The 26,487-nt window shown below is 59.1% G+C and carries 25 protein-coding genes; 10 read left to right on the forward strand and 15 right to left on the reverse strand.

The window, feature by feature from the left end:
• Positions 1-31: 31 nt before the first annotated feature.
• Both bmt and EOI86_RS00515 read right to left on the reverse strand, forming a co-directional pair.
• Positions 32-1,072, reverse strand: a complete 1,041-nt coding sequence (gene bmt, locus EOI86_RS00510) for a betaine--homocysteine S-methyltransferase (RefSeq protein WP_127763191.1) — start codon at positions 1,070-1,072, stop codon at positions 32-34.
• Between the two features lie 43 nt (positions 1,073-1,115).
• A complete protein-coding gene (locus EOI86_RS00515) occupies positions 1,116-2,402 on the reverse strand; it encodes an O-acetylhomoserine aminocarboxypropyltransferase (protein ID WP_127763193.1) in 1,287 nt (428 codons plus the stop codon).
• Positions 2,403-2,635: 233 nt separating this feature from the next.
• Between EOI86_RS00515 and EOI86_RS00520 the strand changes: the two genes are divergently transcribed.
• A complete protein-coding gene (locus EOI86_RS00520) occupies positions 2,636-3,106 on the forward strand; it encodes an iron-sulfur cluster assembly scaffold protein (RefSeq protein WP_127763195.1) in 471 nt (156 codons plus the stop codon).
• On the forward strand, positions 3,106-3,357 hold the full coding sequence (gene yidD, locus EOI86_RS00525; protein WP_127763197.1) for a membrane protein insertion efficiency factor YidD: 252 nt from the start codon (positions 3,106-3,108) through the stop codon (positions 3,355-3,357). Before EOI86_RS00520 ends, yidD begins: the two co-directional genes overlap by 1 nt.
• A 43-nt stretch (positions 3,358-3,400) precedes the next feature.
• On the opposite strand, the gene EOI86_RS00530 is transcribed toward yidD, so the two are convergent.
• Complete coding sequence (locus EOI86_RS00530; protein WP_127763199.1) at positions 3,401-4,258, reverse strand: hypothetical protein; 858 nt, start codon at positions 4,256-4,258, stop codon at positions 3,401-3,403.
• A gap of 179 nt (positions 4,259-4,437) precedes the next feature.
• Positions 4,438-4,560 (reverse strand): hypothetical protein, encoded by a 123-nt coding sequence (locus EOI86_RS24865; RefSeq protein ID WP_275668576.1) that lies wholly within the window; start codon positions 4,558-4,560, stop codon positions 4,438-4,440.
• A gap of 469 nt (positions 4,561-5,029) precedes the next feature.
• Here EOI86_RS24865 and EOI86_RS00535 point away from each other — a divergent pair, with 469 nt between their 5' ends.
• Complete coding sequence (locus EOI86_RS00535; protein ID WP_127763200.1) at positions 5,030-6,082, forward strand: TRAP transporter substrate-binding protein; 1,053 nt, start codon at positions 5,030-5,032, stop codon at positions 6,080-6,082.
• A 153-nt stretch (positions 6,083-6,235) separates the two neighbouring features.
• On the opposite strand, the gene EOI86_RS00540 is transcribed toward EOI86_RS00535, so the two are convergent.
• Positions 6,236-7,096: a DUF547 domain-containing protein gene (locus tag EOI86_RS00540; protein ID WP_127763201.1), complete on the reverse strand. Its 861-nt coding sequence runs from the start codon at positions 7,094-7,096 to the stop codon at positions 6,236-6,238.
• A gap of 160 nt (positions 7,097-7,256) precedes the next feature.
• Between EOI86_RS00540 and EOI86_RS00545 the strand changes: the two genes are divergently transcribed.
• From EOI86_RS00545 to EOI86_RS00560, 4 genes are all read left to right on the forward strand, one after another.
• Positions 7,257-7,982 (forward strand): TIGR04283 family arsenosugar biosynthesis glycosyltransferase, encoded by a 726-nt coding sequence (locus EOI86_RS00545; protein WP_193555761.1) that lies wholly within the window; start codon positions 7,257-7,259, stop codon positions 7,980-7,982.
• Between the two features lie 4 nt (positions 7,983-7,986).
• Entirely contained in the window at positions 7,987-8,601 is a 615-nt protein-coding gene (locus tag EOI86_RS00550) for a TIGR04282 family arsenosugar biosynthesis glycosyltransferase (protein WP_127763202.1), read from the forward strand.
• Positions 8,588-9,682: a phosphotransferase gene (locus EOI86_RS00555; RefSeq protein ID WP_161973635.1), complete on the forward strand. Its 1,095-nt coding sequence runs from the start codon at positions 8,588-8,590 to the stop codon at positions 9,680-9,682. The genes EOI86_RS00550 and EOI86_RS00555 overlap by 14 nt, the downstream gene beginning before the upstream one ends.
• Positions 9,683-9,811: 129 nt before the next feature.
• Positions 9,812-10,474, forward strand: a complete 663-nt coding sequence (locus tag EOI86_RS00560) for a flavin reductase family protein (RefSeq protein ID WP_127763204.1) — start codon at positions 9,812-9,814, stop codon at positions 10,472-10,474.
• A gap of 5 nt (positions 10,475-10,479) precedes the next feature.
• Here EOI86_RS00560 and EOI86_RS00565 read toward each other — a convergent pair whose 3' ends face one another.
• The 3 genes from EOI86_RS00565 to EOI86_RS00575 form a co-directional block, all read right to left on the reverse strand.
• Positions 10,480-12,504, reverse strand: a complete 2,025-nt coding sequence (locus EOI86_RS00565) for a hydantoinase/oxoprolinase N-terminal domain-containing protein (RefSeq protein WP_127763205.1) — start codon at positions 12,502-12,504, stop codon at positions 10,480-10,482.
• 150 nt (positions 12,505-12,654) lie between these two features.
• Entirely contained in the window at positions 12,655-13,599 is a 945-nt protein-coding gene (locus tag EOI86_RS00570) for an exopolyphosphatase (RefSeq protein WP_127763206.1), read from the reverse strand.
• Positions 13,600-13,723: 124 nt separating this feature from the next.
• A complete protein-coding gene (locus EOI86_RS00575; RefSeq protein ID WP_240035538.1) occupies positions 13,724-14,572 on the reverse strand; it encodes a sulfite exporter TauE/SafE family protein in 849 nt (282 codons plus the stop codon).
• Between the two features lie 76 nt (positions 14,573-14,648).
• On the opposite strand from EOI86_RS00575, the gene EOI86_RS00580 reads away from it, so the two are divergent.
• Together EOI86_RS00580 and iadA are read left to right on the forward strand one after the other, a co-directional pair.
• Positions 14,649-15,794, forward strand: coding sequence for a succinylglutamate desuccinylase/aspartoacylase family protein (locus EOI86_RS00580; protein WP_127763207.1), 1,146 nt, complete (start codon positions 14,649-14,651; stop codon positions 15,792-15,794).
• Between the two features lie 26 nt (positions 15,795-15,820).
• Entirely contained in the window at positions 15,821-16,984 is a 1,164-nt protein-coding gene (gene iadA, locus EOI86_RS00585; protein WP_127763208.1) for a beta-aspartyl-peptidase, read from the forward strand.
• Between the two features lie 12 nt (positions 16,985-16,996).
• On the opposite strand, the gene EOI86_RS00590 is transcribed toward iadA, so the two are convergent.
• The 7 genes from EOI86_RS00590 to EOI86_RS00620 form a co-directional block, all read right to left on the reverse strand.
• Positions 16,997-17,995 carry a Gfo/Idh/MocA family protein gene (locus tag EOI86_RS00590; RefSeq protein WP_127763209.1) on the reverse strand — a complete coding sequence of 333 codons (999 nt, stop codon included), beginning with the start codon at positions 17,993-17,995 and terminating at the stop codon, positions 16,997-16,999.
• On the reverse strand, positions 17,992-19,026 hold the full coding sequence (locus EOI86_RS00595; protein WP_205032011.1) for a Gfo/Idh/MocA family protein: 1,035 nt from the start codon (positions 19,024-19,026) through the stop codon (positions 17,992-17,994). Before EOI86_RS00595 ends, EOI86_RS00590 begins: the two co-directional genes overlap by 4 nt.
• A 105-nt stretch (positions 19,027-19,131) precedes the next feature.
• Positions 19,132-20,283: a DUF2920 family protein gene (locus tag EOI86_RS00600; protein WP_127763210.1), complete on the reverse strand. Its 1,152-nt coding sequence runs from the start codon at positions 20,281-20,283 to the stop codon at positions 19,132-19,134.
• 10 nt (positions 20,284-20,293) lie between these two features.
• A complete protein-coding gene (locus tag EOI86_RS00605) occupies positions 20,294-21,082 on the reverse strand; it encodes an ABC transporter permease (RefSeq protein WP_240035539.1) in 789 nt (262 codons plus the stop codon).
• A gap of 2 nt (positions 21,083-21,084) precedes the next feature.
• Complete coding sequence (locus EOI86_RS00610; RefSeq protein ID WP_127763211.1) at positions 21,085-21,783, reverse strand: ABC transporter permease; 699 nt, start codon at positions 21,781-21,783, stop codon at positions 21,085-21,087.
• A gap of 104 nt (positions 21,784-21,887) precedes the next feature.
• Positions 21,888-22,679, reverse strand: coding sequence for an ABC transporter substrate-binding protein (locus EOI86_RS00615; RefSeq protein WP_127763212.1), 792 nt, complete (start codon positions 22,677-22,679; stop codon positions 21,888-21,890).
• A 132-nt stretch (positions 22,680-22,811) separates the two neighbouring features.
• Complete coding sequence (locus tag EOI86_RS00620; protein WP_127763213.1) at positions 22,812-23,588, reverse strand: ABC transporter ATP-binding protein; 777 nt, start codon at positions 23,586-23,588, stop codon at positions 22,812-22,814.
• 471 nt (positions 23,589-24,059) lie between these two features.
• Between EOI86_RS00620 and EOI86_RS00625 the strand changes: the two genes are divergently transcribed.
• Complete coding sequence (locus EOI86_RS00625) at positions 24,060-26,324, forward strand: TolC family outer membrane protein (protein ID WP_161973636.1); 2,265 nt, start codon at positions 24,060-24,062, stop codon at positions 26,322-26,324.
• Positions 26,325-26,487 lie beyond the last annotated feature (163 nt).

Consider the following 26,487-nt stretch of genomic DNA (forward strand, 5'->3'; position numbering starts at 1 on the left):
CCAATCAAAAATCACCGAAAAACGGTGTGAATCAGTCTTCGGAACCGCCGCGCCGTCGGCGGCGTTCGCGGCGCTTCGGGCCGTCACCGGCGTCACGCTTCGCGATTTCTTCCTCGTTCAAATAGGTCGAGGGACCCAGATGACGGACGACCTCCAGCGGGGTGGGAATGGCCTTTGGTTCATAGCCTTTCAGCGACTCGACGATGGCCGCCATCACTTCGCCGTCGGACCCGCAACAGCCCCCGATGATCCTTGCACCCGCGTCGCGGGCCAGTCTGGCATAGTCGGCCATCAGTTCCGGTGTCCCGGTATACTGAAACTCGCCGTTTTTGAATTCCGGCACGCCGCAATTCGCCTTGGCGACGATGATGGTTTCGGGGTCGGCGATCTTGCCGATCGCGGCGACGGAGACGACATTTTCCGTCGCGCCAAGGCCGCAATTGGCACCGATGGCGAGCGGATGGTTCGGTCGTGAGTGAATATGGGCATAAGCCTCTTCCGGCGTGACCCCCATCATGGTGCGACCGGCCGTGTCGAAGGTCATGGTCGCGACGACCTGCAGGCCCGATGTCTGCGCCCCTTCAATCGCGGCATCGACTTCCTCGCGCGATGACATGGTCTCGACCCACAGGAAGTCCGCCCCGCCATCGGCCAGGCCGCGCGCCTGTTCTGCAAAGGCCGCGACCGCTTCATCATGCGTCAGCGGGCCGTTCGGCACCAACAGTTCACCGGTGGGGCCCATCGATCCGCCGACGAAGACCGGCCGGTCCGCCTTGTCCGCGACCAAGCGGGCGATTTCGGCGGCGGCCTTGGCCAGTTCATAGGCGCGGTCCTGCGCATCGTGCAGCTTCAGGCGGTAGGCATTGCCGCCGAAGCTGTTCGTGAGGACGATGTCGCAGCCGGCATCGGCGAACTCCTGATGCACGCTGGCGACCCGTTCCGGATGCTCCACGTTCCAAAGTTCGGGCGGGTAACCGGTCTCCAGACCCCGCTTGAACAGGCTGGTGCCCATCGCGCCGTCGGCAACCAGATAGCCGCGCTCGCCCAACAATTTCAGGAATGCGTCCGACATCGATGCGATCCTTCTTCCACAGAGTGCTATAATACAGTTCGGTTCAGCCTGCTTTGGCGAGGGCCTGTTCCAGGTCCGCCAGGATATCCTCCGCCGTTTCCAAGCCGATGGAAAGGCGGATCACTTCCGGTCCCGCGCCGGCGGCGTCCAACTGTTCCGGGGACAGTTGGTTATGGGTGGTGGAAGCCGGGTGGATGATCAGCGATTTCGCGTCGCCGATATTGGCGAGGTGGCTGAACAACTCCACCGAATCCACCAAATTCACGCCCGCGCCGAAACCGCCCTTCAAGCCGAAGGTGAAGACCGCGCCGGCCCCTTTCGGCAGGTATTTCTGGGCAAGGGAATAGTACTTGCTCGATTTAAGGCCCGCATAACTGACCCAATCGACAGCGGGATGCGCTTCCAGAAATTCGGCCACTTTCAGTGCATTCTCGCTATGGCGCTCCATGCGCAGCGGCAGAGTCTCGATCCCCAACAGGGTAACCCAGGCGTTGAAGGGTTGCTGCGTGCTGCCCAGGTCGCGCAAGGCGACCGCATGGCCAAACATGGTATAGGCGAGGTTACCGAAGGTCTCATAGAAGGTCAGGCCGTGATATTCCGGCGCCGGTTGCGACAGACTGGGAAACTTGTCATTGGCCGTCCAATCGAAGGTTCCTTTGTCGACCACCATGCCGCCGACCGAGGTGCCGTTGCCGGACAGGAACTTGGTCGTCGAATGCACGACGATATCCGCACCCCATTCGAAAGGCCGCAGAAGGAAGGGGGAGGCCAAGGTGTTGTCCACCACCAGCGGAATGCCCGCGTCATGCGCTATGGTGGCGACGGCCTCAATATCCACCACGACGCCGCCCGGATTGGCCAGCCCTTCGCAGAAGATCGCCTTGGTCCGGGGCATCAGCGCGCGTTTGAAATTTTCCGGATCGTCCGGATCGACGAAGGTGGTCGACCAGTCGAACCGCTTGAAGGTGTGGGCCATCTGGTTGATTGACCCGCCATAGAGCTTGTTGGAGGCGATGATGTGGTCGCCCGGCCCCATCAGCGGATAGAGCGCCAGGATCTGCGCCGCGTGTCCGGACGAAGTCGCCGTCCCGCCGATCCCGCCTTCCAGGGCTGCAATGCGCTCTTCCAGCACAGCCACGGTCGGATTGGTCAGGCGGGAATAGATGAAGCCCGGTTCCTGCAGATTGAACAGGGATGCCGCATGTTCCGCGTCGTCAAAAACATAGGAGGATGTCTGATAAATCGGTGTCGCCCGCGCGCCGGTCGCGGAATCCGGCGCCGCGCCAGCATGCAGCGCCAATGTGTCGAAACCCGGTTTCCGTTCCGTCATGACTGTCGTCCCCTCCCCATTCGTGTTCGGTTTCTGCCGGAATAGATGAAATCCGGCGGTCCGTAACGCCCGGATGTAGCGGATTTGGGGGGCATGTGCCAAGTGAAGTCGGTCGCAATCGTGGAAGGTCAGGTGACCCGGCGTCCGGTTGTACCCGGTGCGCGCGGCCTTATATAGGAAGGGGACAGGGTTGGACCTTTGGTGAACGGAACCGAAAAGCCGGGAAATCGACAATGGTGGACGCACTTTATAACGACCGCATTCTGGACTTGGCCGCTGGGTTGGTGAAACAGGACCGGCTGGATGATCCCGATGCCAGCGTCACCGTCACCAGCGCGCTCTGCGGCAGCCGGGTGAAGGTCGATCTCAAAATGAAGGACGGCGTCATCACCGATTTTGGACAAGACGTCCGTGCCTGTGCGCTCGGCCAATCCTCCGCTGCGTTGATGAAGCAAATCGTTGTCGGCCAGACGCCGGACCGGGTCGCCCAGGCCGCCCGCGAAATGCGCGCGATGCTGAAGGAAGAAGGCGATCCGCCCTCGGGGCCCTGGTCCGTCTACGAAGTTCTCATCCCCGCGCGCGACCACCGCTCCCGCCATGCTTCCATCCTGCTGCCCTTCGACGGGGTAGAAAAAGCCATCGCGGAAATCCGCAAGGCTGACGCGGCAAAAGCAGGTGAGGGCGCCAACGCGCAATCGGCGTAATGGCCGCCCCGAAGGAGAGGTCCAGCGCAGCGCGTCTTGCGATCTGGCTCGTCCTTCTCCCCATTAAATTCTACCGTTACGTCATCTCGCCCCTGCTTGGTCCCAGATGCCGTTTTTTGCCGACCTGTTCCGAATACGCGGTTGAAGCAATTACCAAGCATGGGCCGATAAAGGGCGGGGCCTTGGCGGTGCGGCGGATAATAAGGTGTCACCCTTGGGGCGGCAGCGGTCACGACCCGGTGCCGGACTAGAGAGATACATGTAACCTTAGTTGCTAAGTGGGGAAGGCGATTTTTAGATTAGGGCTTTGAGATCGTACGCAATGCTTCCAAGAACGGACACTATGATTGTCCACCAAAACCCTCGATGAAATACGATATTTGAGTTGTTTTTCTCCAATTCAAGAGTGGGAAAAATCCACCTCGCATATTCAAACATCACTCTGTGGATCCAAAGTGTCAAAAGCATCAAATAGAAATACGCTGCAGAGGTTAGAAAAACGCTCGATTCTGCAAAGAGTTTCTCTATGAGCGGCGACGAGTGCCTACAAAAATAAAATCCTAGGGGAAACCCGATTACAGCTAAACCTATGTCGTAAGCTGCGCCAATATGGATCAAACGGCGTCTAGTTCTACGGAGGTCGACTATATCCATGACTGCCGAATGTATAGTTGCTACCCAAGAATCCCTATCGCCGGTGATACGGAGCCCGCTAACATTCCCTGTTGGGCTAGATATTGAGTTTCTAAAATCAAGAAGTGGTGGTTTTGAGAAATCTAAGGTCAGTTCAAATCCATTGTTAGGGTCTATTCGTGCCACGCCGTTGTAAGCCGTTTTGTTGGTCATGTAGACCATTGAGATTTCATCGGGGAGACTTTCAGAGTAGAACAGTGCTTCATTATCACCAAAGAAACTGGAGCCGTCGGATCCGTTAATTGTTACCGTCACACGAAACGCTGATTCTTTGATTTTCTGCTTTCGCTCCTCAAATTCAGCACTCGGTTCATTTTCTTGCGGAAGCAGTTCGCTAATTTCCAAGTCACCTTGTTCCAACACAGACTTTTCAAGACGGCGAAAAATCTTCGCAACGTCCTCTATGGAGAGCTTTGCACAAGAAATCGGGGTCGTCTTTGAAGGAAAAACGCGTGCCATAAGCCTGAACTTTGAAGATGGACTTTAACGAAATATCCCATGATTCTATTTAACCGACTACTCTTCTGATCAACTGTACTTTGAAGTTAATGGAGTTGGCAGAACACATTTTTTGGTTCTTGGGATCTAACAGCCCATGCGTTGCGAACGTTTTTTTGCGCTTATCCCCTATTCAAATCCTAATCATACGCATACTCAAAATCCTCGACCTGTTCGATGGCGATTTCCAGGGCCGGGTCGGCGTAGAGCATGAGGTGGGTGCGGATGCCGCTTTTGCTGCCGCCGAAATCTCCGCGAACCAATCGTAGATTTTTGAGATCGTTGCCGTCTTGCTCGTGATGGTCACGCCGCGTGGGGGGGTGATATGGGCCGTGCCCTCGGAGAAAAGCATATTTAATTGAAGGTTACGAATTGGATAATAAGGAATGGATTATTTTCGGGTGTAACCGGGTCTTCGTGATCTCGTCCAATGCCGCAGTATCGAAGGCTCTTGGCTGCGGCAAGCCCACTGACAAAAAGACCGCCACACCCGGCTTAACCGGAAGCCGGCTCAGACCGCAATAGCGCATCCGTCGGACCGGGCGATCGTTGAATGCCTTGCATCGGGCCTGGCGGACTGTGAGGGTTTCGTAAGGTGCAGTCGCAAGACTCCACCAAAAGGGACAGCGTTCCCCACTCAATATCGCCATGGCAAAGAGCACCGCCGTGGCACTCATTAAAAATTACCGGTTTCCGCAATAGCGGGGCCGGCCCGGAAAGGGGAGGTTACGGATGAAACTATCCAATCTTGTGAAAACGGCGGCCATGGCCGGGATCGTCGGCGCGGTGACGCTGACGACGGCGGCCGATCCGGTCGAGGCCAAGACCCGATGGAAAATGCATGCGGCCTACGCGTCGACGGTTGCCGTCATCGGTCAGCCGTCGCGGCGTGTCGCTGCGGCTGTCGACGCCATGTCCGACGGCGACTTCGCGATCAAGGTTGAAGAGCCGGGCGCGCTTGTCGGCGGCTTTGCCTATTTCGACCCAGTATCGCAGGGCGCCTTCCAAGCGGCCTGGGGCACCTCCGGCGCGAACCAGGGTAAGAATTCCGCTTTCTCATTCCTCTCGTCCTGGCCCTTCGGCCCGGCCGCGCCAGAATTCGTGGCGTGGTTCAAGTATGGCGGCGGCCTGCAATTGGCCGAGGAGCTCTACGCCCGCGACAATATCAAGTTCGTGCTCTGCGGCATGATTCCTCCGGAAACTTCCGGCTGGTTCCGTGAAGAGATCACCAGTCTCGATCAATTGAAGGGCCTGAAAATGCGCTTCTTCGGCGTCGGCGCCAAGGTCATGCAGAGGTTCGGCGTTTCCACGCAGCAACTCGCGGCGGCGGATATCTATCCGGCGCTGGAACGCGGTACGATCGACGCGACCGAGTTCTCCATGCCGGCGATCGACATTACGCTGGGTCTGAACCAGATCGCCAAGCATAACTACTATCCGGGTTGGCACCAGCAATCGACGTCGAACGAATTGCTGGTCAACATGGACGCTTGGAACGATTTGACGGACGCACAACGGGCGATGCTGAACACGTCCTGCGATGCGCAGATTGCTGAGATGATCGCCGAAGGCGAAGCGGTGCAGTTCCAGGCGATGAAGGACAACGTCGCAGCTGGCGTGACCCTTCACCGTTGGCCACAGGAAGTCTTGGATCAATTCAAAGCGGCCTGGGAAGACGTCCTGGCCGAGGAACTGGCGGCGAACCCCGACTCAAAGAAGATCTGGGAATCGATCTCCACGTTCCGCGAGAACTTTAAGATTTGGAAGGACATGGGCTACCTCTAAGTGAGGCATGGCGCGGCGGCGAAGCGGAGTCTGTTTTGCCGCCGTGTGCCCTTACTTGCCGTTGAACCGGCATCGTGTGCGCATGGGTGCCTGACGGACGGCGCTCGGAAGCGGCCCCGATATCCCGTTTCATTCCGTACGATCGGAAAATGCCTACTTCCCGTTCAGGGACCAATCATAGGCGTAGTCGAAATCCTCGACTTGGGCGATGGCCTTGGCCAGGGCCGGGTCGGCGTAGAGCATGAGGTGGGTGCGGATGCCGCTTTCGCTGCCGCCGAAGTCTTCTGAGAACCAATCGTAGATTTTTGAGATTGTCGCGGTCTTGCCCGTGATGGTCACGCCGCGCGGATGGTTGACATAGGCGCGGGCGGCTTCGGTTTTGATCTCGTCCAGCGTGTCGGCTGTGACCGCGACCGGCAGCAGGTTGGGGCAACCGATGGAGGCGCAGTTGACCACGTAATGGGTGCGCGGGTCCTGCCAGATCGGGCGCAGGATACGGTGTTCGATATCGTCCAGCGACACACCGTGGTCTTCTATTTCCACCAGATCTTTGCCCCAGGGGCCGTTCGAAAACAGGCCGGAAATATCGATATCGCGGATGCTTTTGACCGGGTAATGGTCCAGCACCACATCCAGGGTCAGCGCGTTGTACAGGTTGACCCAATAGGCTTCCTGCTCGGCCCTCGGATAGGCGGTGATCCGAAGCCCCGCCAACCGCGCGATATAGGCTTTCAGGATCGCGCGGTCCTGTTCCGTGACCTTGTCATAGGCGACGCGGTTGACGCCGCTCTGATCGGGATAAACATATTTGCCGAGGAATTGGTCCCAGGCGCCATGCTCTATCCTGGCTGTGGCGGCCTCGTCATGCGCTAACCAGATGTCCCACAGATCGGCGCTTTTCGCAGCGGCGGGATTTAGGCCGGGGAGCAGGAGAGGAAGGGCGAGCGCAAGCGCGGCGATGGTCTGTCGCCGTGTTCGCCCCGTATTCCATATCGATCCAACCACCGCACCCATCCTTCACGCGTTTCCATACAGGATATGGGCAGGATATACGAGCACTGGCGGGTTTTCCCCATAGTGTCCTCGGACACAATGCGATCATGATTGCGTGACCGCTGGGGCGAATGCCCGCACCCCCCTTGCGGAACCACTTAAAACTGCATAGTCCGGGGGTATGCTTCGTCCCGTCGCCACCGGGGAACCGGCCCTGCGCCTGCAGGTCGTGATCCCGACCTTGAATGCCGCGACGACTTTGTCGGCGGCGGTGGCGGCCCTGCGGGCGGGCAAGACGGGGATGACGGTCGATATCCTGATATGCGATGGCGGGTCAGTCGATGCCACGACGAAGGCTGCAGAGGCATTGGGTCTGCGCGTTGTTCGGTCGGAAAAGGGGCGCGGCCGACAACTCCGGGCGGGGGCCAAAGCGGCTTTGCTGGATGGTGATCCTGATTTGCTTCTGTTTCTTCATGCGGACAGCACGTTGCAGCCGGGGTGGGAGGAAGCGGTGGTGGGATTTGCCGCCCGCGCGGATCGGGACGAAAAGGCGTGCTATTTTCAATTCGCGCTCGACGATGCGGCGCCGGCGGCACGGCGCTTGGAGCGTCTCGTGGCTTGGCGTTGCCGCACCTTCGGTTTGCCCTATGGGGATCAGGGGCTGCTGCTGACACCGGCCCTTTACCGCAAGCTGGGCGGTTTCAATTCTCTGCCGCTGATGGAAGATGTCGAGATCGTCCAACGCATCGGTAGGGACAATATGTTTCCCTTGACGGCTTCGCTCGAAACCTCAGCCCAGCGTTACAGGCAGTCCGGCTATCTGCGGCGGTCGCTACGGAACCTAATTTGCCTGTCGCTGTATTTCCTGGGCGTCCCGCCGCATGTTCTGGCACGGCTGTATGGGTAACGGCATGCGGCGGAAACCGACTTTGCTGATCTTCGCGAAGGAACCGCGCCTGGGCCGGGTGAAAAGCCGCTTGGCACGGGATATCGGTGCGACGGCTGCCCTTCATTTTTATCGCGGAAACCTGACCCGACTGCATAGGCAACTATCTGTGCATAGCCGGTGGCGGGTGATCTGGTGCCTCGCGCCGGACCGCGCAGTCCATGCGCGCCGGGCCTGGCCGAGGGGCGTGAAACGGCAAGCCCAGGGGCGCGGCGATTTGGGGCAGCGTATGGCCCGCGCGCTCAACGACGCGCCGCCGGGCCCGGTATTGCTGATCGGATCGGACATTCCTGCTATCGACGCGGCCTCGATGCAGCAGGCGATCTCACTGTTGGGGCGGAAGGATGCCGTCTTCGGCCCGGCGGAGGATGGCGGCTACTGGCTGGTCGGCTTCAGGCGAATACGCCCAGTGCCTTATGGATTGTTTCGTGGCGTGCGGTGGTCGGGACCTTTCGCGCTGGGGGATACGATTGCAACTCTGCCGGCTGGGGCGCGTGTCGGCTTTGCCGCTGTTTTGCCCGATGTGGATGATGGACCGTCCTACGGGGATTGGAAGGAAAGTCGCAATGGGACTCTCTGATCAGATGCCGGCCCTCGCGGCGGCGGTTTCGCGCCTGCCCGGATTCGCCACTGTCGAAACCGCGGACCTCGATCCACTGCCCACGACCGGCCTGGCGCATGACCATATTCGTATCGTCGGAACGGGCGTGCTGCTGCGGGTGCCTCGGCAGAGCCAGTTGGCCCTGGCCGCGCGGGAAAACCTGATCTATCAGGCTGCCTGTTTCCGGCGCATGGCGGCGAGCGGCCATACGCCGAAACTTTATGGGATCATTGAGCCCACCCCGGAGATTCCGATGGGTAGCCTGGTGGTGGAAGAGATCTCGGGGGAGACCCTGACCCTGCCGGCGGGGCTTGCCGATGCCGCCCGCGCACTGGCTGCCATTCATGCCTTGCCGTTGCCGCCCGTCGCCGAACGTTCGCCATTAAAGGATCCAGAGGATGCGGTCGCGGCGACGTTGGAGGAGATGCTCGTGCAAGGTCGGCATTTGTCCTCGCCCCATGCGCCGGTTTCAAAGTCTGGGCGGGAGGCGATAGAGGCGGAGATAGACACTGTTCGGGAGGAAATCCGACACCTGCCGTCGGTAACGAAGACGCTTATTTCCTTCGATGCTCATCCCGGCAATTTCATTCTTGAGCAGGGCTCCGGTCGCGCCGTGCTGGTCGATTTGGAGAAGGGGCGGTATGGCGGTGCGGGTTTCGACCTTGCCCATGCCACGCTCTATACCTCCACGACCTGGGATGTCGCCACCTATTCGGAACCGAGTGTGGCGCAGATTGCTGATTTTTATGCGACTTGGCTGGCGACTGTGCCGAAGGAACTAGGTTCTGCACTGAAACCCTGGTTGTTGCCGATGCGGCGGATCATGTGGCTGTGGTCGGTCACGTGGTGTGCGAAATGGGCGGTTGAGAGTCGAGCGACCCGCGTGGCGGACAAGCATGCGGCGGCGTCTGCCGAGGATTGGTCGGCGGAAAACACCGGCGGCACCTTGATCGACCATGTAGCAAACCGGGTCGAATGTTATCTTTCCGACGCGATCATTGCGCGTGTGCGGTCCGACTGGCGGGGGGACAACGCCTTGACCGGGCTGCTATCTGAATAGGCGCTTTGGCCGTGAATAAGCGGCCTGCGATTGAGAAGAGGCGTCGCCCGCCCTATCTTTCTGACCAACACACAATCTTGCCCGGTGTCGCCGTGCGCCGCCGGGGACCTGCAAGAGAGGCAAAACCATATGTATTTTGATCCCGCCGTGTCGAAGAAGCCGGCTCCGTTCAGCTTTTCCCCGTTCAAATCGATGGTCGTGCCACGGCCAATCGGTTGGATCAGCACCATCAGCGAGGATGGAGTGCCGAACTTGGCACCGTTCAGTTTCTTCAATGCAATCGCGGAAGATCCGCCGATGTTGGCCTTCTCCCCGAACGGGTATCATGAAGAAGGTGGCCGAAAGGATACCTTGCAGAACATTACCGAAACGAAGGAATTCGTCTACAATCTGGTCGGCTTCGATATGGCGAACCAGATGAACGCCACGTCGGGTCCTGTCCCGCATGGGGAAGATGAAATGGTCGTCGCCGGCCTCGCCGCGGCGCCATGTGAGAAGGTGAAGCCGCCGCGCGTGCGGGATGCCGCCGCCAGTTTCGAGTGCGAGTTGCATCAGATTATCGATCTGCCGGCAGGCAGCAAGGGCAGCCCCAATTCGCTGGTGATCGGGCGTGTTATCGGCATCCATGTGCGGGACGACGTGATCACCGAAGAGGGCAGGATCGACATTCGCAAGATCCGGCCTTTGGCGCGCCTCGGCTATATGGATTATTCCGTGGTGGACGATTTCTTTACGCTGGATCGCCCGCCGGGCGGTGGGATGGAACAGCCGCCGCCGGTCAAATCGTCCTAGACGTTCTATCCAAGTGACGGCCGTCCAGTGGCGATTGCTGTCACGGTGCTTTCGACGAACAGGTCGCGACCGCCCATCTGCTTCACGAAGCGGTCGTCCCGGCTGCATTCCACATGCACGCTTGCCGCACCGGCTTCCGCCGCCTGACGGTGGGCCAGGGCCTTTGCCTGTTCTTCTGCCACCTGGGCTGCGACTTCGAAGCTGGGGTGGTCTTTCAACCCGTCCGGCAGATGCACGCGGTAGACGAATTCATTCGGGGCTGAAATCAAGATGCGGACCGTCTGCATGACGCCGCCCGCGACCGCGCCGACCGCGTTGGAGACATCCGCATGCGGCGGTAAGACGATCTGTGTGCCAGTTCGTTGACCGAAAGCGGGATAATAGGTTGCCGCGGGTGCGCCGATTCCGGCCACGGGTGTGCGGAACCGAAGGTCGACTTGCAGTTCGCTACGCTGGGCGGGATTGGTGCTTGATGAGAAGGCGGCGGACAGCAGCCGCCGTGTCAGCGTGCCGAGGCGGCCCGGTGCAGCCATGCCTTCGGCGTCTAATACGGCCATGACCAGTGCTTCCCCAGCCTGCTCAATGACAAGATCGAAGACGGTTTGGGCAAACTCCCTTTCGTCCTTCGCCACCGGTTTACCGGACCGGATCTCCTTACGCGCCCATATCCGCGCACCCAGCATGGCGGCTTCCGTGTTCCAGGCATGGTGCAGGCCCAATACATGAGCCCCGTCGGACGGCGTGAAGGCCGAGATTGCGACGAGGCCTCGGTCGACCAGGCGCCGTAGCGGTTGTTCCGGCGCCCTGTCCGACAGCAGCGTTTCCAGGTCGACGGGGCCGTCCGCCAGCTTGTCCCAAATCCGCTGCTCGCTGGCCGATAGTCGGGCGGCACCTTCACCCAACCGGCGCTGACGGATGGCGAAGCGGCCGTCATAGGTCTTTTCGTAGGCGCGCGCGGCCTGTTCCTTCAGTGCTGGAACGACATGCGCATATTCATGCGCCAGCAGGCTCAAGGGCACGGCACGACGCGGACCCGCGATCAATCGTTTTTCATCGTCCAGACGAATTTCACTATCCCCGCCGAGGCCGACGGTATGGACCGCGATCGCTTCCACCATGGTGCGCCAACCGCTGACATTCGCGCCATCCATATCCAGCTTGGGACGGCCGCCGCGCAACAGGGCGATATCGGTTGTCGTGCCGCCCATGTCGACGACGATCAAGTCGTCTTGGCCGCTAAGGTGCCGCGCGCCGACAACACTGGCCGCCGGGCCGGACAAAACAGTTTCGACAGGGCGGTAGCGCGCCGTTTCCGCCGAAATCAGGGACCCGTCACCCTTCACCACCATCAAGGGGGCGGTAATGCCGCGCTGCGCCAGCAGGCCGGTGACGGCTTCGATCAGGTCGGAAATCAAAGGGATCAGCCGGGCATTCAGGACGGCGGTCAGGGCTCTTCTTGGCATGTCCAGGTTGGCGGACAGTTCGTGGCCGCATGTAACCGGCCGTCCCGTAAGTTTCAGGACGGCATCCCGGACGCGTTGTTCGTGAGCCGGGTTCCGCGACCCGAAATGGGCGGAAACGGCAAAGGCCGAAACCTTTCCCGCATGGGACTCCAACGCGGCTTCAACCGCAGCCATGTCCAGAGGCGTCGCCTCGTCGCCATTCGATCCGTGGCCGCCGGCGATGAAAATGACGGGATCGCTTCCCAGCGCCTGCCGCAATCCGCCCCGATCCAATGCCGCTTCCGTTTCCCCGATCATGATCAGGCAGACGGGTTGTCCGTGGGATTCGACGACCGCGTTCGTGGCGAGTGTGGTGGATATTGAAACCAAGCGTATGGCTTCGGCCGGGACCGCTTCCTCGCCATCGGGCTCCATGATGGCGGCGATGGCCTTGCCGATCCCGATGGTCAGGTCGTGTTTCGTGGTCAGCGCCTTCGCGGTTCTGAAAACGGCGCCGTCCTCGCGGCACAGCACTGCGTCGGTAAACGTACCGCCGGTATCGATCCCAAGCCTCAACCCGTCAACCATGCGAAGACCCGCCGAAAAAATTCCGTATCAGCCCCGATAGCGAAGGGAAAGGGGGCAGGCAAGCGGGTTCTGAACCAGTTCCATTCAGGCTAGGGTGAAAGGAAACGTCCTGGGACGACAGGAATCGTCGTTTGAACACGGCGACGGGACTTAACCGTCCATCACCATGCGTTTGATCAAGGCGTTCTTGACGTTCTCCGCATTGCCGTTCGCGACCTGGCAGGTTCCCGCCGCATGATGGCCGCCGCCTCGGAAGGCCAAGCACAATTCCCCGACATTGGTTTTGGAACTGCGGTTGAAGATTGATTTTCCGATGGCGAAAACGGTGTTCACGTTCTCCCGCCCACGCATGATGTGAATGGAGATATTGCAGTCCGGAAACATCGTATAGATTTTGAACCGGTTGCCGGGCCAAATATTGTCTTCCCAACGAAGGTCCAGGACCGCGACATTGTCATGCACGGTGGTGCAGCGTTTCAGCTGTTCGTTGAACCGCTCTTCATAGTCATTCACAAGGGAGACACGTTCCCGAACGTCGGGATCTTCAAGGATTTCCTCGATCGTCTTTTCCCGCACCAGATCGATCAACTTCATCATCAGTTCGTAGTTTGAGATGCGGAAGTCCCGGAACCGACCCAGTCCCGTCCGTGCATCCATCAGAAAACCGAGCAGAATCCATCCCTGCGGATCCGTTACGTCTTCCATCTCAAGCATTGCTGCGTCGGATTTGTCGACGGCTGCCATCAAATCCTCACTGATGGTTGGGAAGGTCTCCTTCCCACCGTAGAAATCGTAGACCACGCGGGCGGCCGACGGGGCGTGCGGGTCGATGATATGGTTTGATCGCTCGGTGATTCTGACTGCTTCCGACGCATGGTGGTCGAAGGCTAGATGGCATCCGGGAACAAAGGGAAGGTTCGTCGTGATATCGCGCTTGGTGATGCTGACGACGCCATCCTGCATGTCTTTCGGATGCGCGAAGGCGACATGGTCCACTAGCCCGTTCTCGCGCAGCAGGACAGCGCAAACCAAACCGTCGAAATCGCTTCTGGTTACAAGACGGTATTTGTCGTCCTGGCTGTCTTGTTCCGCCATAATTCTTCTCCCCTGAACTCAGCTGCATACCGGGTCCCAACCTTAGCCCGGTAGGGCAATACATTAGCGCAACTGAAAACCAATCGCCATGCGTGGTTTGGACGAGCTTCCGAAGCTTGGTCCGCTAGTTGGCGAGCAAGCCGGAAAAACCGTCGAACAGCAGTTTTGCCCCGGCGAGAATTAAGAACACGTAAATGATGCGGTAAAACAGAACCTCGTTCACACGGTGGTGCAGTTTAAACCCCAGCCATATCCCGAGCGGCGCCAACGGCGCCAAGGCAAGGGACGTACCCAGGCTGGATGTGGAAAACTGGCCGAGGAACCCATAAGGAATCAGCTTCACATAGTTTACGAGGAAGAAGAACCAGACCGTCGTGCCGACATAAAGGGTTTTGTCGATGCGTTGCGGCAATAGATAGACCTGCACCGGCGGGCCACCGGCATGGGCGACGAAACTCGTGAATCCCGAGACGCAGGACCAGATTGATCCCTTCACCCAGGAAGGGCCGGCCGGCTTCTTGTTCCGGCTGCTCTTGATCAGATTGCTGATGGTGAAGCCGATGGCGATTCCGCCGATCAGGATACGGATGAAATCCTCACTCATCACATCGAAGGTCAATGTGCCGATCACGATTCCGGCCACCGCACCCGGCGCCATGCGTAGCAGGTTCGGCCAACTGGCTTTCGTGCGGTAGGCCAACAGACCCATGATATCCATCGCACACAGGATCGGGAGCATGATCGCCGCAGCCTGGAGCGGCGAAGTGGTCAACGCGATCAGCGGTGTCGCCAGCATACCGATGGAACCGCCAAAGCCGCCCTTTCCGATGCCGGCGATCAGCACCGCGGGAATGGCGGCCAAATAGAAGATGGGGTCTATGATCGGTTCGAACATGGTCCGTCGCAGGTAAACGGTATTTTCGACCACCGCAATCGGGCTTTCGGCAACATTGCTGTTCCAGGGCCGGGTCATCGCGTTGAATGCCCAGCTTGCGCAGCGGTTCCGGCGCGGATATCGATTGCCGGTAACCGCTTGCCTGGAGGCTAGAATGTCCCGTCAAACCGAAGAAATCCCTTTGATGTCGCCTGCTCCCGGCACATCCCGTTCCTTGATCGTCCATCGGTATGGGGCACCGGGGACCGGGCCGAAAGCCTATATTCATGCGGCGCTTCATGCGGATGAATGGCCGAGCGTCCTGACCGTACAGAAGCTGATCCCGATGCTGGACGAGGCCTCTGAACGCGGTGAGATCCTGGGCGAGATCGTCGTGCTGCCCTATGCGAATCCGACCGGTCTGGCCCAGCGCATGGGGGGACATGTGACTGGCCGGTACGACTACGACGGCAGCGGCAACTTCAACCGCAATTGGCCGGATCTGTCGCAGGCAGCTGCCGAAAAGCTCGGCGGATCCTTGCCGGAAGACAAGACCGAGGCGGTTCGGACGGTTCGTGCCGCCTTGCGCGAAGCCGCCGCGGAGCTACCCCGCCGGACACGGAACCAGGAATGGCGGGCTATCCTGCTCGGGCTTTCCATTGATGCGGACTTTGTCCTGGACCTGCATTGCGACAGTGAGGCGACGTTGCACACCTATACCAATGTCCGGCACAAGGATATGGTCGAGGTGTTGGGCGCGGAGCTGGGGTCCCCGGTCAACCTGCTGGAAGTCGAAGCTGGCGGCGGCGCGTTCGACGAGGCGAATGCCAAGCCTTGGTGGACAATCGGCGACTATCTTGAAGGCGGTGCGGACCTGCCGGCTGCCTGTTTCGGTGTTACCGTCGAACTGCGCGGGCAGGCGGATGTATTGGAAGAATATGCCGCCGCCGATGCCGAGGCTTTGTATCGGTTCCTGCAACGTCAAAAGGTGATTGCCGGGGACCCGGGACCGGTGCCGACCCTGAGCAACCCGGTTTCAATGCTGGACGCGGTCGACCTGGTTCGGGTGCCGCGTTCCGGCATCGTTGGATACCATAGGGACGTAGGCGATAGAGTCGCCAAGGGCGAGATCGTAGCGACGCTCTATGATCCTGCCGCGGTCGACCCGGTTGGTGCGCGCCTCGATCTATTCGCGGGAACGGATGGCATCATGTTCTCCCGGTTCAGCGACAAACTTGTCGAACCGGGTGACAATATTGCCAAGATCGCCGGCACCGAAAGCTTGAGCTATCGCCAGGCGGGGGCTCTGCTGGAAGACTAAACCTGAATAAGGAAGGAGTGGCGCCCATGCATCTGATCAAAGGCGTCGAATGTTATGCACCCGAACCGCTGGGCCGGCGGGATATTCTGATCGGCGGCGGGCGGATTCTCGGCCTCTCGGAAAACATCGACCCGCCTAGGGGCGTTGACTGCAAAATCGTCGACGGCGACATTTTGACCGCGACCCCCGGCTTTATCGATGGTCATGTCCACATTGCCGGTGCCGGCGGTGATGGCGGACCCGAAACGCGGACGCCGGAAGTTCAGCCGAAGGCTTTGGCTGAGGCAGGGACGACCTCCTGCGTCGGGTGCCTCGGAACGGATGGGGTCACCCGCACCGTCGGCAGCGTGTTGATGAAGGCGAAATCGCTCCGGGCCCAAGGATTGAGCAGCTATTGCTATACAGGCTCTTATCAAGTCCCCGCACCGACCGTGACGGGTGGGGTCGAGACTGACCTCTGTTATCTGTCGGAAGTCATCGGTGTCGGCGAGGTGGCCGTTTCGGACCACCGCTCGTCCTCCCCGACGACGACCGAGCTTCTCAAACTTGGTAAATCGGCCCATGTGGGTGGATTGCTGGGCGGCAAGGTCGGCATTGTCCATGTTCATATGGGTGATGGCGCCGATCCGTTCAGGCCGATCTATGATGCCGTGGAGGCGGGCGATTTAACGCTTAACAAGTTCTATCCGACCCACGTTAACCGGAATGCCCATATCCTGGACGAAGCCAAAATCTTTGGTCGGCAAGCGCCGGTGGACATCACGGTCGGTGCCGGGCCAGACGAACCGCCAAAGGCTTTCGGTGCGACGGCCTGGGATGCCGTCACTGCGCTGCTTCAAGCGGATGTTCCATTGGCGAATATTACGCTCTCCTCGGACGCCTGCGGTTCCTTGCCGGTGTATGATGAGGATGGAAAATTCGTCAGCATGCAGGTGGCGCAACCGCGTGTTTTGTTGGGGACTTTCCAAAAGATAGTGCGGGACGGTTTGCTGCCGCCCGAACAAGCCCTGGCGTTGATCACGTGTAATCCTGCTCGGATCCTGCGGCTTTCAGGCAAGGGTTGTCTCGCAGCGGGCGCCGACGCCGACATCCTCTTGTTCGACAAGAATTGGGACCTCAATAGCGTCATCGCGAACGGGGTGCCATGGATGCGGGATGGCGCGTTGGTGCGGACCGGCACCTTCAGCTGATCCGCCCTGTCGTCATCCGCTTGCCTTTTGCTGGGCGCGCAGGGCCAGCCGCGTCACCTCGAATGCATGGGACTGCTTCATGGTTGTTTCCGACCGATCCTGGATATCGTTCATCAGGGTCTGGAAATAGGTGATCGGCACGTCTTTGCAATCGATGTATTCGCAGCGGGTCCTGTTGACCAAGAACAGGTGATCGGTACCGTCGCGCCCGGCGACATCGACGTATTTCCGAAGTTCGATATAGCCTTCCGTCCCCAATATCGTCAGGCGTCCGTCACCCCAATTCGGTAACGCGTCCGGCGTATACCAGTCGAGCCGGATGTAGCCGTGTCCCTTTGGGCTGCGCAGTACGATTTCCCCGAAATCATCAAAGTCGGGATGGTCCGGGTTGTTATGGTTGGCGATCCCGGCATGGACGATTTCCGCCGTTTCGGAACCGGTGAAGAACAAGAACTGGTCGATTTGGTGCGACCCGATATCCGTCAAAATTCCACCATAGCGGGACTTGTCGAAAAACCAGGGATCACGCATCGGCGCGTTCATCCGGTGCGGCCCCAAGCCAACAGTTTGCACGACCTTGCCAATTTGTCCGTGCGCGATTAATTCGGCGGCTTTCGCAACGGCCGGAACCTCGAAATGTTCCGAGAAATCCACCGACCAAATGCGCCCGGTTTCCTCCTGTGTCCGAATGATGCGGTCCAGTTGCTCCTGCGAGATGCAGCCGGGTTTGTCGACCATCACATCCTTGCCCGCCCGCATGGCTTCGATCGCAAGGTCTGCCCGATCGCCGGGGATCGCCGAGATCAGGACCATGTGAACGTTCGGGTCGTCCAGCAGGGCGCGGCGGTCGGCAACGCGGGGCAGGTCGGGAAATCGCTTGGTGAAACCGTCCAGTGTCTTCGGCGATCCTTCTGTCCACCAACCGATGCCATGCGCGCCGGCGTCGAGCATCCCGCCCAGCATGCCATAGGCATGACGATGATCGATGCCGATGACGGCGACGCCCGTCATTCCTGCGCTCCCAGGTCGATGCGCCGACCTTCATTGGAGGATGCGATCAACCCGTCGATCAATTTGTGCACTTCCAAGGCTGTGTGGCCGTTGGATTGGGGCTGGCGTCCCGCCCGTGCGGCGGCGAGGAAGTCCTCGATGACAGCCTTGTGCCAGTCATGGGGAAAATCCATCGGGTCGGCACCACCACCGGTGCTGGTTTGTTCGCCGAAGGTTTCCGAGCGACCGTCCCGCCAATCCACTTCCAATGTACCGCCCGTGATCTTGGTCGAGGCGTTCTCGAAATTGAGCGCCATGAATTCCGGTTCCCCGGGATAGCGGGTCACTGTCGCGATAAGGCCCCCGTTGGCCCCATTGGCGAAGCGCATCCCGGCGCCGACGAAATCCTCTGCCTCGAATTTTTGCAGGCCCGATTGACCGGCCATGGCCTGGACCGATGCGACGGGGCCGGTCAACGATAACAGCAGGTCCATGGAATGGATCGCTTGGGAGATCAAGACACCGCCGCCATCCCGTTCATAAGTGCCGCGTCCCGGTTCGTCGTAATAGCTTTGCGGCCGCCACCATGGGACCACCAGATAAGCGGACGCCAGCCGGCCAAGCTGTCCTTCGTCGATCAAGCGGCGCAATGCCAAGGACCCGGCGCGAAACCGATGTTGAAAAACGATGCCAAGCGTTACACCGGCTTGATCGCACGTTTCGACAATCCGCTTGGCTGCCTCCGTTGTCCGTTCAACCGGCTTTTCCATCAGGATGTGCTTGCCGGCGGCGGCTGCCTTGGCGACCAGCTCTTCCCGTGCATTGGGCGGTGTCATAATCAACAGACCATGTAGAGCGGAATCCTGCAGCATGTCGTCGATGGAGGTTGCTTCTGGCACGTCCCAGTCGGCGCAGAAGGCGGCGCGCGCCTCCGGCCGGCGGGAAAAGACTCCTCGGACCGAAACCTCGCCTGCAAGATCCTGAAAAGATTTCATATGTGGTTTCGCGGCCATGCCTGCGCCGACAATGCCAATCCCGAACTTCTCAGCCACGGATGCCTCCCCGGAAAGTTTTTATTTGGTTTATTCTGTTACCGCAGGACGTGAGATGCACGGCAATTATCTTATGATCCCGCGACGAATGTGTGTGTCACGCAGTCAACGCAGCGAAGCACGGAAACTGCAATCGGTGCGATAATCAATTTCGTATTGAGCCCCCCCGCATTTGAGCGTCCGCATCTCAGCCCTCTGAAAATCGTCGCCTGGTCTGGTAGGGATATCACCCAAGCGTGCCATGGCATCGTCGAACAAGCCGATCAACGATGCGTCCAATCCGTGCAACGTGTTCTTGAACAAACGGCCGTCAACCTTGTCCGCCGTGACCATCGTGGTGCGCAGGTCGACATGGGTTTTCAACCTGTCCCAAAGGCCGCGCTTGTCGTCCGCCGGGATCATCTGGTCGTCCGCACCGTGATAGGAGATGACGGCAGCGCCCGATGCACCCCTGTAGTGGTCTCCACGAAGGTCCCGCATTTCCAGATGGGCCGGTTTCAGGTGGCCCGGGTCCGACGGATCGTCGCGGGTCCAGGGGGAAAAATTGCTGTAGTAGACACGCACGCCGCCCGCATCGAAATGGTGCCGGTGCGGCTGCCAAAGATTGTTCATCTCCGTCTCGATGGCATGCACCCAGCAAGAATTCTCGATCACGGCGGAAAGGGTGTGCGGAGCGAATTTCAGCATCATCATTGCCAAGTAAGCGCCATGAGAGGTGCCGAAAGCGGCAACACGCTGTCGATCGAAGGCAATGCCCCGCCGGATCATGTCGCCATAGACCTGCAGATGATCCAGAGCCCCCAGCGTCCCGAACGACTCATAGTCATTGCCGCAATGTTTGATCACGCTGAATTCGGGCGGCAATTCTGCGACGCCGTTTGCCCGCAACAAGGCAATTACCGCCTTGGGGTCGTCGGGCACGGTCACGCCGGATACGCGGCGGAAGTCGTCGAACCAGTCCGGGCGCACGGTGAAGGAAGGGTCGCTTGTGGTTCGAACCAGGCTGCCGTGGTAACTGACCGTCACCGTAACAAACCCTTTCGACACCAAATGCGGAACAAGCTTTCCTGCTACATAGTCACCGTCCCGCCGAAAACCGAAGCCGCCAATGAAGAACAGCAACGGCCGTTTTGCGTCTGCATCGCCTCCCTCGCCATCCTCGGGGGTATAGACTGAGTAGGAGAGAGGTTCCCGTGGAAGCCCGAGTTCGAAGTCGGGCGGCGCCGCAATCGTGAAATGCTGCTCGCGGATTGGCATTGCGAGACCGCTATTGGACCACAGCGGCCGGTTCGCCTTTTGATTCGACACGCGGCCGAAGATGGGCAAGCCATTTGTGCTCCCACCATTTGAAGATCCGGGAAATCCCGAAAACAAGGATCATGTATAGGATCATGGCGGCGACGAAACCTTCATAGGCCAGGTAGTAACGCCCGTTCAACCAACGCCCGACGCCAAGGATATCCTGCAACGTGATCGTGCTGGCCACGACGGAGCCATGAAGCATGAAGATCACTTCGTTGGAATAGGCCGGCAGGGCGCGGCGGAAAGAATTCGGCAAAATGACGCGGCGGATACGTGTCCAATAGGACATGCCGGCCGCCTTCGCGGCCTCGACTTCGCCATGCGGTGTCGCTTCAATGGCGCCGCGCAGGAACTCGGTCGTGTAGGCGGCGGTGTTGAGTGTGAAAGCGATCAGTGCGCACCACCAAGCCTGGCTCAGGATCGGCTTCCAAAGCATGCTCTCGCGGATAAAATCGAATTGCGCCAAACCGTAGTAGATCAAATAAGTCTGAACCAGAAGCGGCGTCCCGCGAAAGAAATAGGTGTAACACCAAATCGGCCCGTTCAGCACCGGATGCCGATAAGCACGGGCTATCGCTAGAGGGATGGACAGCATGCCGCCCAGTAATAGGGCCAGGAAGGTCAGTTCTAGCGTGACCCAGGCCCCCATCAGGAACCGATCGAAATTGTCCAGGACCGCCATGAAGTCCAAGGGTGACGCGCCTTCGCTGAAAGCGCGGATCGGATCCATGATGCTGCGCGTTTCTTCCGCCATGGTCAGGCCCCTTCCGATTGCCGGACGCCGGCACTGTATTTGATTTCAAGTCTGCGAAGACCCAATTCGGAAAGAGCGGTCAGGAGTAGGTATATGATCAGAACGGCGAACATGAAGGTGAACAATTGCCGAACCGATCGGCCGGCCGTGAAGGCCATATAGACAACGTCTTGCAACCCGATGATGGAAACGAGCGCTGTTGATTTGATGAGAACCAACCAGTTGTTACGGAAGCTGGGCAGGGCGTAACGCACCATTTGCGGCCAGGTAATGCGCCGGAATAGCATCGAAGGGCTCATGCCGCAGGCGATGCCCGCTTCGATCTGCCCACGCGGAATGGCCAGGATCGCGCCGCGGAAGGTTTCCGTCATGTAAGCGCCGAAGATGAAGCCGATGGTCAGCGAGCCCGCCATGAATTGGTTGATCTCGACATAGCCCCAAAGGCCTGTCGCATCGCCGAAATCATTGACCAATTGTTGTCCGCCATAGAACAGCAGCAACATCAGAACCAAGTCGGGAACGCCACGGATCAATGTCGTATAAGCACCTGCAAAACTCTGCGCGACCGGGTTTTCGCTCAGCTTCCCGACAGCACCCAACAAGCCCAGAAGCACGGAAAGAATAACGGACACGATAGCCAGCTGAATCGTAACGACCGTCCCTTCCCAAAGGAGTCCCCGGTATTCGAAAAGAACGTCCATCCGTCGATCCGCGCTGTTTTGTCGTTCAAGTCAAAAAGGGGAGAGGCGCTGGCCTCTCCCCTTCGATGATACTCAGTTGGTACCCGTAACGGTCATCCTGGTAATCAGGAGCCGGCCGGGGCGCCGTAGATGTCGAAGTCGAAATACTTCGCATTGATTTTGGCATAGGTGCCATTCGCACGGATCGCCTTGATCGCGTCGTTGAAAGCTGCACGCAGCTTGTCTTCACCCTTACGGACCGCGATGCCCGCACCCTCGCCGTGGCATTCCAAGTCAAATTGGTCGCCGCCCAGGAAGGCATAGCCTTTACCGGCGTCGGTGTTCAGGAAGCCTTCAAGCGCCTGAATGGAGTCGGAAATCTGCGCATCCAAACGACCGGCGCCCAGGTCCTGGAACACCTCTTCCTGGGTCCCGTAAAGAACGAGTTCGGCATTCGGGAACATCTTCTCCATATAGCACTGGTGGATCGTGCCGCGCTGAACACCAATCCGCTTGCCGGCAAGGCTTTCCGGCGTGTCGGACAGGTCCGTACCCTCGGCAGCAACGAATTTGGCAGGCGTGTTGTAGTATTTGATGGTGAAGTCGACGCGCTTCTTGCGCTCTTCCGTGATCGACATGGAAGCGATGATGGCGTCGTATTTCTTGGCCAGCAGGGCGGGAATGATTCCATCCCAATCCTGTTCGACCAGTTCGCATTTCCGGCCCATCTCTTCGCAAAGCGCGTTCGCGATGTCGATATCGAACCCGATAAGCTCGCCCGAGGCGGTCTTTTCGGAGAACGGAGGATAGGCGCCCTCAACGCCGATACGCAGAACGTCTTCAGCTTGCGCCTGCATGCTGAGACCGAGAGCGAACGCACCCGCGGCTGCAGCTAAACCCAGCTTTTTCAAAAGCATTTACTTTCTCCCTAGTTGCATGCGCGGCCGTTGACCCCTGTCAGACCACCGCGCCTGTTTAAAGCTAACTACACGAACCACCTGTTCGGCAATGCTCCGGGCGTCGCGTTCGCCTCGAAAACGGTTCGAATCCTATTCCCTCGTCTTTGCCAGAAATTGCCCGAACCTTTCAGAAGACGGATTGTCGAAAACCTGGTTGGGGGCCCCCTGTTCCTCGATACGTCCTTGGTGCAGGAAGATCACGTCCGAGGAAACGTCGCGCGCAAAGCCAATTTCATGGGTCACGACGATCATCGTGCGTCCTTCAACCGCCAGATCCCGCATCACTTTCAAGACCTCGCCCACCAGTTCCGGGTCAAGCGCGGACGTCGGTTCGTCAAAAAGCAGAACCTCCGGTTCCATCGCCAAGGCTCGCGCGATGGCCGCGCGCTGCTGTTGGCCGCCGGACAGGTGGGCCGGATAATATTCTTTCCGCTCATAAATGCCGACTTTGTTCAGCAGGGCATTGGCGCGCTCTACCGCGTCCTGTTTCTTCATGCCCAGAACGTGAACGGGGGCTTCAATGACGTTTTCGAGCACCGTCATATGGCTCCACAGGTTGAAGCCCTGAAAGACCATGCCCAGTTTGGTGCGGATCCGCTCAACCTGTTTGTTGTCTTCGGGCACGGTCCGACCGCCGCGGGTCTGCATCATCGCGATTGTTTCGCCAGCGACCGTGACTTTGCCGGAATTCGGTGTTTCAAGCAGATTTATGCAGCGGAGGAACGTGCTCTTGCCGGATCCTGACGAGCCCAGCATGGAAATGACATCGCCTTTCCGCGCAGTGACGGAAACGCCCTTCAGCACCTCGACGCTGCCGAAACTTTTGTGAAGATCCTCAACCACCAAGGACGGAACGGTGTCCGTCATGCCCCGGTATCCCTCATCGACCCCTGTCTCCCGGTACCCGCAATGCGCCTCCCCAGGCAGTTGCGGTCCTTGACGGATTTTGCTACTTGCGCCGTCCGTTAGCGCTCTTTTCGGCGCGTCGGCGACATCATCTGTTGCGTGACGGTAAGCCCTTGAACCGGGACTGACAAGCGGCGAAGTCGCCCGGCCGCGCCAGCACTTATTGAGAATTTGCGTTGTGATGGTTGGGCTGTGTCTTAAGGTGGTGGGGGCGTCGCTTAGCGTTGAGTTTCGGCCGTTTCAAACGCTGGATTCTCCAGAAGTTGCTGCTAACGTTCGTATCCCAAGCGTGGGATAGGCGTTGGCGGGGTAGCGGAGTTTGTTCGTGAATTCTTTTGGAAGTTTTATTGTATTGGTTTAGTGATTAGATATCCAAGACTCGATAGTTTTACTTGGATTTGTCTTGGCGGTGCAGTTTTAGAGAGAAACTTTTTGAGGGTTTTTCTACCACAATTCCACGGGCGGGTTTTGCTCGGCCGTGACGCTGTAAATGCGGGCGCGGACCTCGTGCGCGGCTCTTCAGCCGTGCTCGGTCTCGGCTTTTTGCTGTTCTCGTCCCTGCCGGCCTTTGCCTTGCCGTTGCAAGATGCGGTGCGGGGCGCGCTGCAGACGAATCCCGACATCGGGATTGTCGCGGAGAGCAGACGGGCCATCACACATGAATTGAACCAAGCGAGAGGCGGCTATTTGCCGAGGCTCGACCTGCGAACCGCCTATGGGGCTGAATACACGAACGACCGTACCACCCGGGGCAGGGACAGTACCCTCGGCAACGGCCGAAGCCAGACCCTGGGTACATTCCAGTCCAGTCTGACATTGACCCAGATGCTGTTCGACGGGGACGAGACCTGGAACGAAGTACAGCGGCAAAAATCCCGGCTGGTTGCGGCCTCGCGCAGGGTCCGAGAAACGTCTGAATTTATCGCTCTGGATGCGGTCGAAGCCTATTTGGAAGCCTTACGTCAGCGGGAATTGACGCAACTTGCCTCCGACAACGTGGACGCTCATCGGCAGACGGTGGGACTGGTCGAGGCAAAGGCCTCCGGCGGGGCGGCGACGGTTGCGGACATTCAGCAAGCACGCTCGCGTTTGGCGGCCTCTGAATCGACGCTTACGGAATCCAGAACGCGATTGCGGGATGCGGATGCGACCTATACCCGGATCGTTGGCGAGAATCCGAAAGAGTTGATCCGCCCGCTTGCGCCGACATGGGCTTTGCCGATCAGCATTGCCGGTGCGGTGGACATCGCCTTGCAGAATAATCCGACCATTTCCGTCCTCAGGGCGGATCTTGAGACGGCGCGGGCCGAATTCGACGGTACTAAGTCGGGGTATCTGCCGACCGTGGAACTCGAATTGCGCGGCGGCTATGACGATAATCGGGAAGGAACCGTCGGAGCCGATTATGAGGGTACTGCGCTTGTCGTAATGAACTACAACCTTTTCAACGGTTTTCAGGACGTAAACCGGCGGAAGGAATTTCTGGCACGCATTGGTGAGAACCGACAACGTCTGAACCGTGCCGTGCGCTTGACTGAAGAAGAAATGCGTCTCGCCTGGAACGCATTGATCAGTGCGCGCGAAAGGGTTGCGGCGCAGACGCAGGAAGTCGATGCGAACGATCAGGTACGGCAGACCTACCGCCAGCAATTCGATTTGGGTGGTCGCAGCTTGCTGGAGTTGTTGGATGCGGAGAATGAATACTTCCTTGCCAAAGGAACCCTGATTAGTTCCGAGTTCGCAGAGATTTTCGCCGTGTACCGGATATTGGCCACTGCAGGGGCCTTGCTCGCCTCCATGGATGTGACGCCGATCGAAGAGGCCACGACGCCTTTCGACCCCATTCAGCCATATGAAATCGACCAGGAACGTCAGTTGACCGACCCGGATTTTACGCGCCGGAAGGCTTTGCGGGACGTCGAGGGCGCTGCGCTTGAGCCAGGCGTTTTAGACCAATCACCAACCCCCGTGTTTGATCCGAACTCGTTTTCCACGCCGGGGGAGATCATTGATCCAAATGCTGTCTTGGACCCCAATTCAGTTCTCGATCCGAATGCGGTTCTGGACCCGAATGCGCCGATAGCGCCCGAAGGCGCGGGTGATGTGCCCAACACGGGTCTGGAGGAGGACGCGGCAACTCTGGCGCCCCCCAACGCTCCCGGGTTGGAGCAACCGGCCGTTCCCGCGCTCCAGGAAAGGGCTCCCGAAAGTCTGACGCCACCATCGCTGGGGGCGCCTGCCCCCGAAACAACCGTCGATCCGGTGGAACCGCCGTCAGCAAGGGTTGAACCCATAGACGAACCCGCGCCTTTGCCGTCCATTCAAACGACCGAACCACCGTTGCAACCACTGCCGGAGGGTCAATCGACTGGAACGACCCCGGCTCCGGAGCCGGAACCGCCGACGGCACTGCCGGCGCTTCCACCTGCGCCACCAGTGGCTCAGCCTGTTAATCCACCAGCAAGCGCGTCGCCAGCCGGGGAAGGTGGATCCGAGGACGGGTCCGGTCTGAACGACGATATTTTTGATAGTTCAGGTCTGAATGTAATTCCCCCGACCGAAACCGCAGGGCGTGCGACGGATCCACATTTTGTCGTAGACGACGGTGCGCGCGGTAGTGGCATGCCCGCCCGCTCCATGATTTTGGATATGCCCTGGGGTGGAACGTTGGGCGACGGATCGACGCCGGACCAATAAAAACGCTAATGACCGGCGCCCCGTCTGTGCCGACCCATGTCAGCCTGGCCGCCAATGCGGCGTCATCCCTCAATACACGCACTCCGCAAGAACGAGATAACGTATTGGATTAACGTCTCTTTCAATTAATAAAAAGGAATTATCTAAAATTTTAGATAAATAT

This window comes from Hwanghaeella grinnelliae, assembly GCF_004005845.1.
Classification (GTDB): Bacteria; Pseudomonadota; Alphaproteobacteria; order UBA8366; family Aestuariispiraceae; genus Hwanghaeella; species Hwanghaeella grinnelliae.

What these genes read in the sequence shown, in the direction of transcription:
- EOI86_RS00575 (WP_240035538.1), bottom strand. Translation starts at nt 14,572, where the DNA reads ATGACCCGGCCCTGGAACAGCAATGTTGCCGAAAGCCCGATTGCGGTG.
- iadA (WP_127763208.1), top strand. Translation starts at nt 15,821, where the DNA reads ATGCATCTGATCAAAGGCGTCGAATGTTATGCACCCGAACCGCTGGGC.
- EOI86_RS00600 (WP_127763210.1), bottom strand. Translation starts at nt 20,283, where the DNA reads ATGCCAATCCGCGAGCAGCATTTCACGATTGCGGCGCCGCCCGACTTC.
- EOI86_RS00605 (WP_240035539.1), bottom strand. Translation starts at nt 21,082, where the DNA reads ATGGCGGAAGAAACGCGCAGCATCATGGATCCGATCCGCGCTTTCAGC.
- bmt (WP_127763191.1), bottom strand. Translation starts at nt 1,072, where the DNA reads ATGTCGGACGCATTCCTGAAATTGTTGGGCGAGCGCGGCTATCTGGTT.
- EOI86_RS00555 (WP_161973635.1), top strand. Translation starts at nt 8,588, where the DNA reads ATGGGACTCTCTGATCAGATGCCGGCCCTCGCGGCGGCGGTTTCGCGC.
- EOI86_RS00515 (WP_127763193.1), bottom strand. Translation starts at nt 2,402, where the DNA reads ATGACGGAACGGAAACCGGGTTTCGACACATTGGCGCTGCATGCTGGC.
- EOI86_RS00545 (WP_193555761.1), top strand. Translation starts at nt 7,257, where the DNA reads ATGCTTCGTCCCGTCGCCACCGGGGAACCGGCCCTGCGCCTGCAGGTC.
- EOI86_RS00580 (WP_127763207.1), top strand. Translation starts at nt 14,649, where the DNA reads ATGTCCCGTCAAACCGAAGAAATCCCTTTGATGTCGCCTGCTCCCGGC.
- EOI86_RS00560 (WP_127763204.1), top strand. Translation starts at nt 9,812, where the DNA reads ATGTATTTTGATCCCGCCGTGTCGAAGAAGCCGGCTCCGTTCAGCTTT.
- EOI86_RS00520 (WP_127763195.1), top strand. Translation starts at nt 2,636, where the DNA reads ATGGTGGACGCACTTTATAACGACCGCATTCTGGACTTGGCCGCTGGG.
- EOI86_RS00530 (WP_127763199.1), bottom strand. Translation starts at nt 4,258, where the DNA reads ATGGCACGCGTTTTTCCTTCAAAGACGACCCCGATTTCTTGTGCAAAG.
- EOI86_RS00615 (WP_127763212.1), bottom strand. Translation starts at nt 22,679, where the DNA reads ATGCTTTTGAAAAAGCTGGGTTTAGCTGCAGCCGCGGGTGCGTTCGCT.
- EOI86_RS00550 (WP_127763202.1), top strand. Translation starts at nt 7,987, where the DNA reads ATGCGGCGGAAACCGACTTTGCTGATCTTCGCGAAGGAACCGCGCCTG.
- EOI86_RS00620 (WP_127763213.1), bottom strand. Translation starts at nt 23,588, where the DNA reads ATGACGGACACCGTTCCGTCCTTGGTGGTTGAGGATCTTCACAAAAGT.
- EOI86_RS00535 (WP_127763200.1), top strand. Translation starts at nt 5,030, where the DNA reads ATGAAACTATCCAATCTTGTGAAAACGGCGGCCATGGCCGGGATCGTC.
- EOI86_RS00540 (WP_127763201.1), bottom strand. Translation starts at nt 7,096, where the DNA reads ATGGGTGCGGTGGTTGGATCGATATGGAATACGGGGCGAACACGGCGA.
- EOI86_RS00590 (WP_127763209.1), bottom strand. Translation starts at nt 17,995, where the DNA reads ATGACGGGCGTCGCCGTCATCGGCATCGATCATCGTCATGCCTATGGC.
- EOI86_RS00565 (WP_127763205.1), bottom strand. Translation starts at nt 12,504, where the DNA reads ATGGTTGACGGGTTGAGGCTTGGGATCGATACCGGCGGTACGTTTACC.
- EOI86_RS00610 (WP_127763211.1), bottom strand. Translation starts at nt 21,783, where the DNA reads ATGGACGTTCTTTTCGAATACCGGGGACTCCTTTGGGAAGGGACGGTC.
- yidD (WP_127763197.1), top strand. Translation starts at nt 3,106, where the DNA reads ATGGCCGCCCCGAAGGAGAGGTCCAGCGCAGCGCGTCTTGCGATCTGG.
- EOI86_RS00570 (WP_127763206.1), bottom strand. Translation starts at nt 13,599, where the DNA reads ATGGCGGAACAAGACAGCCAGGACGACAAATACCGTCTTGTAACCAGA.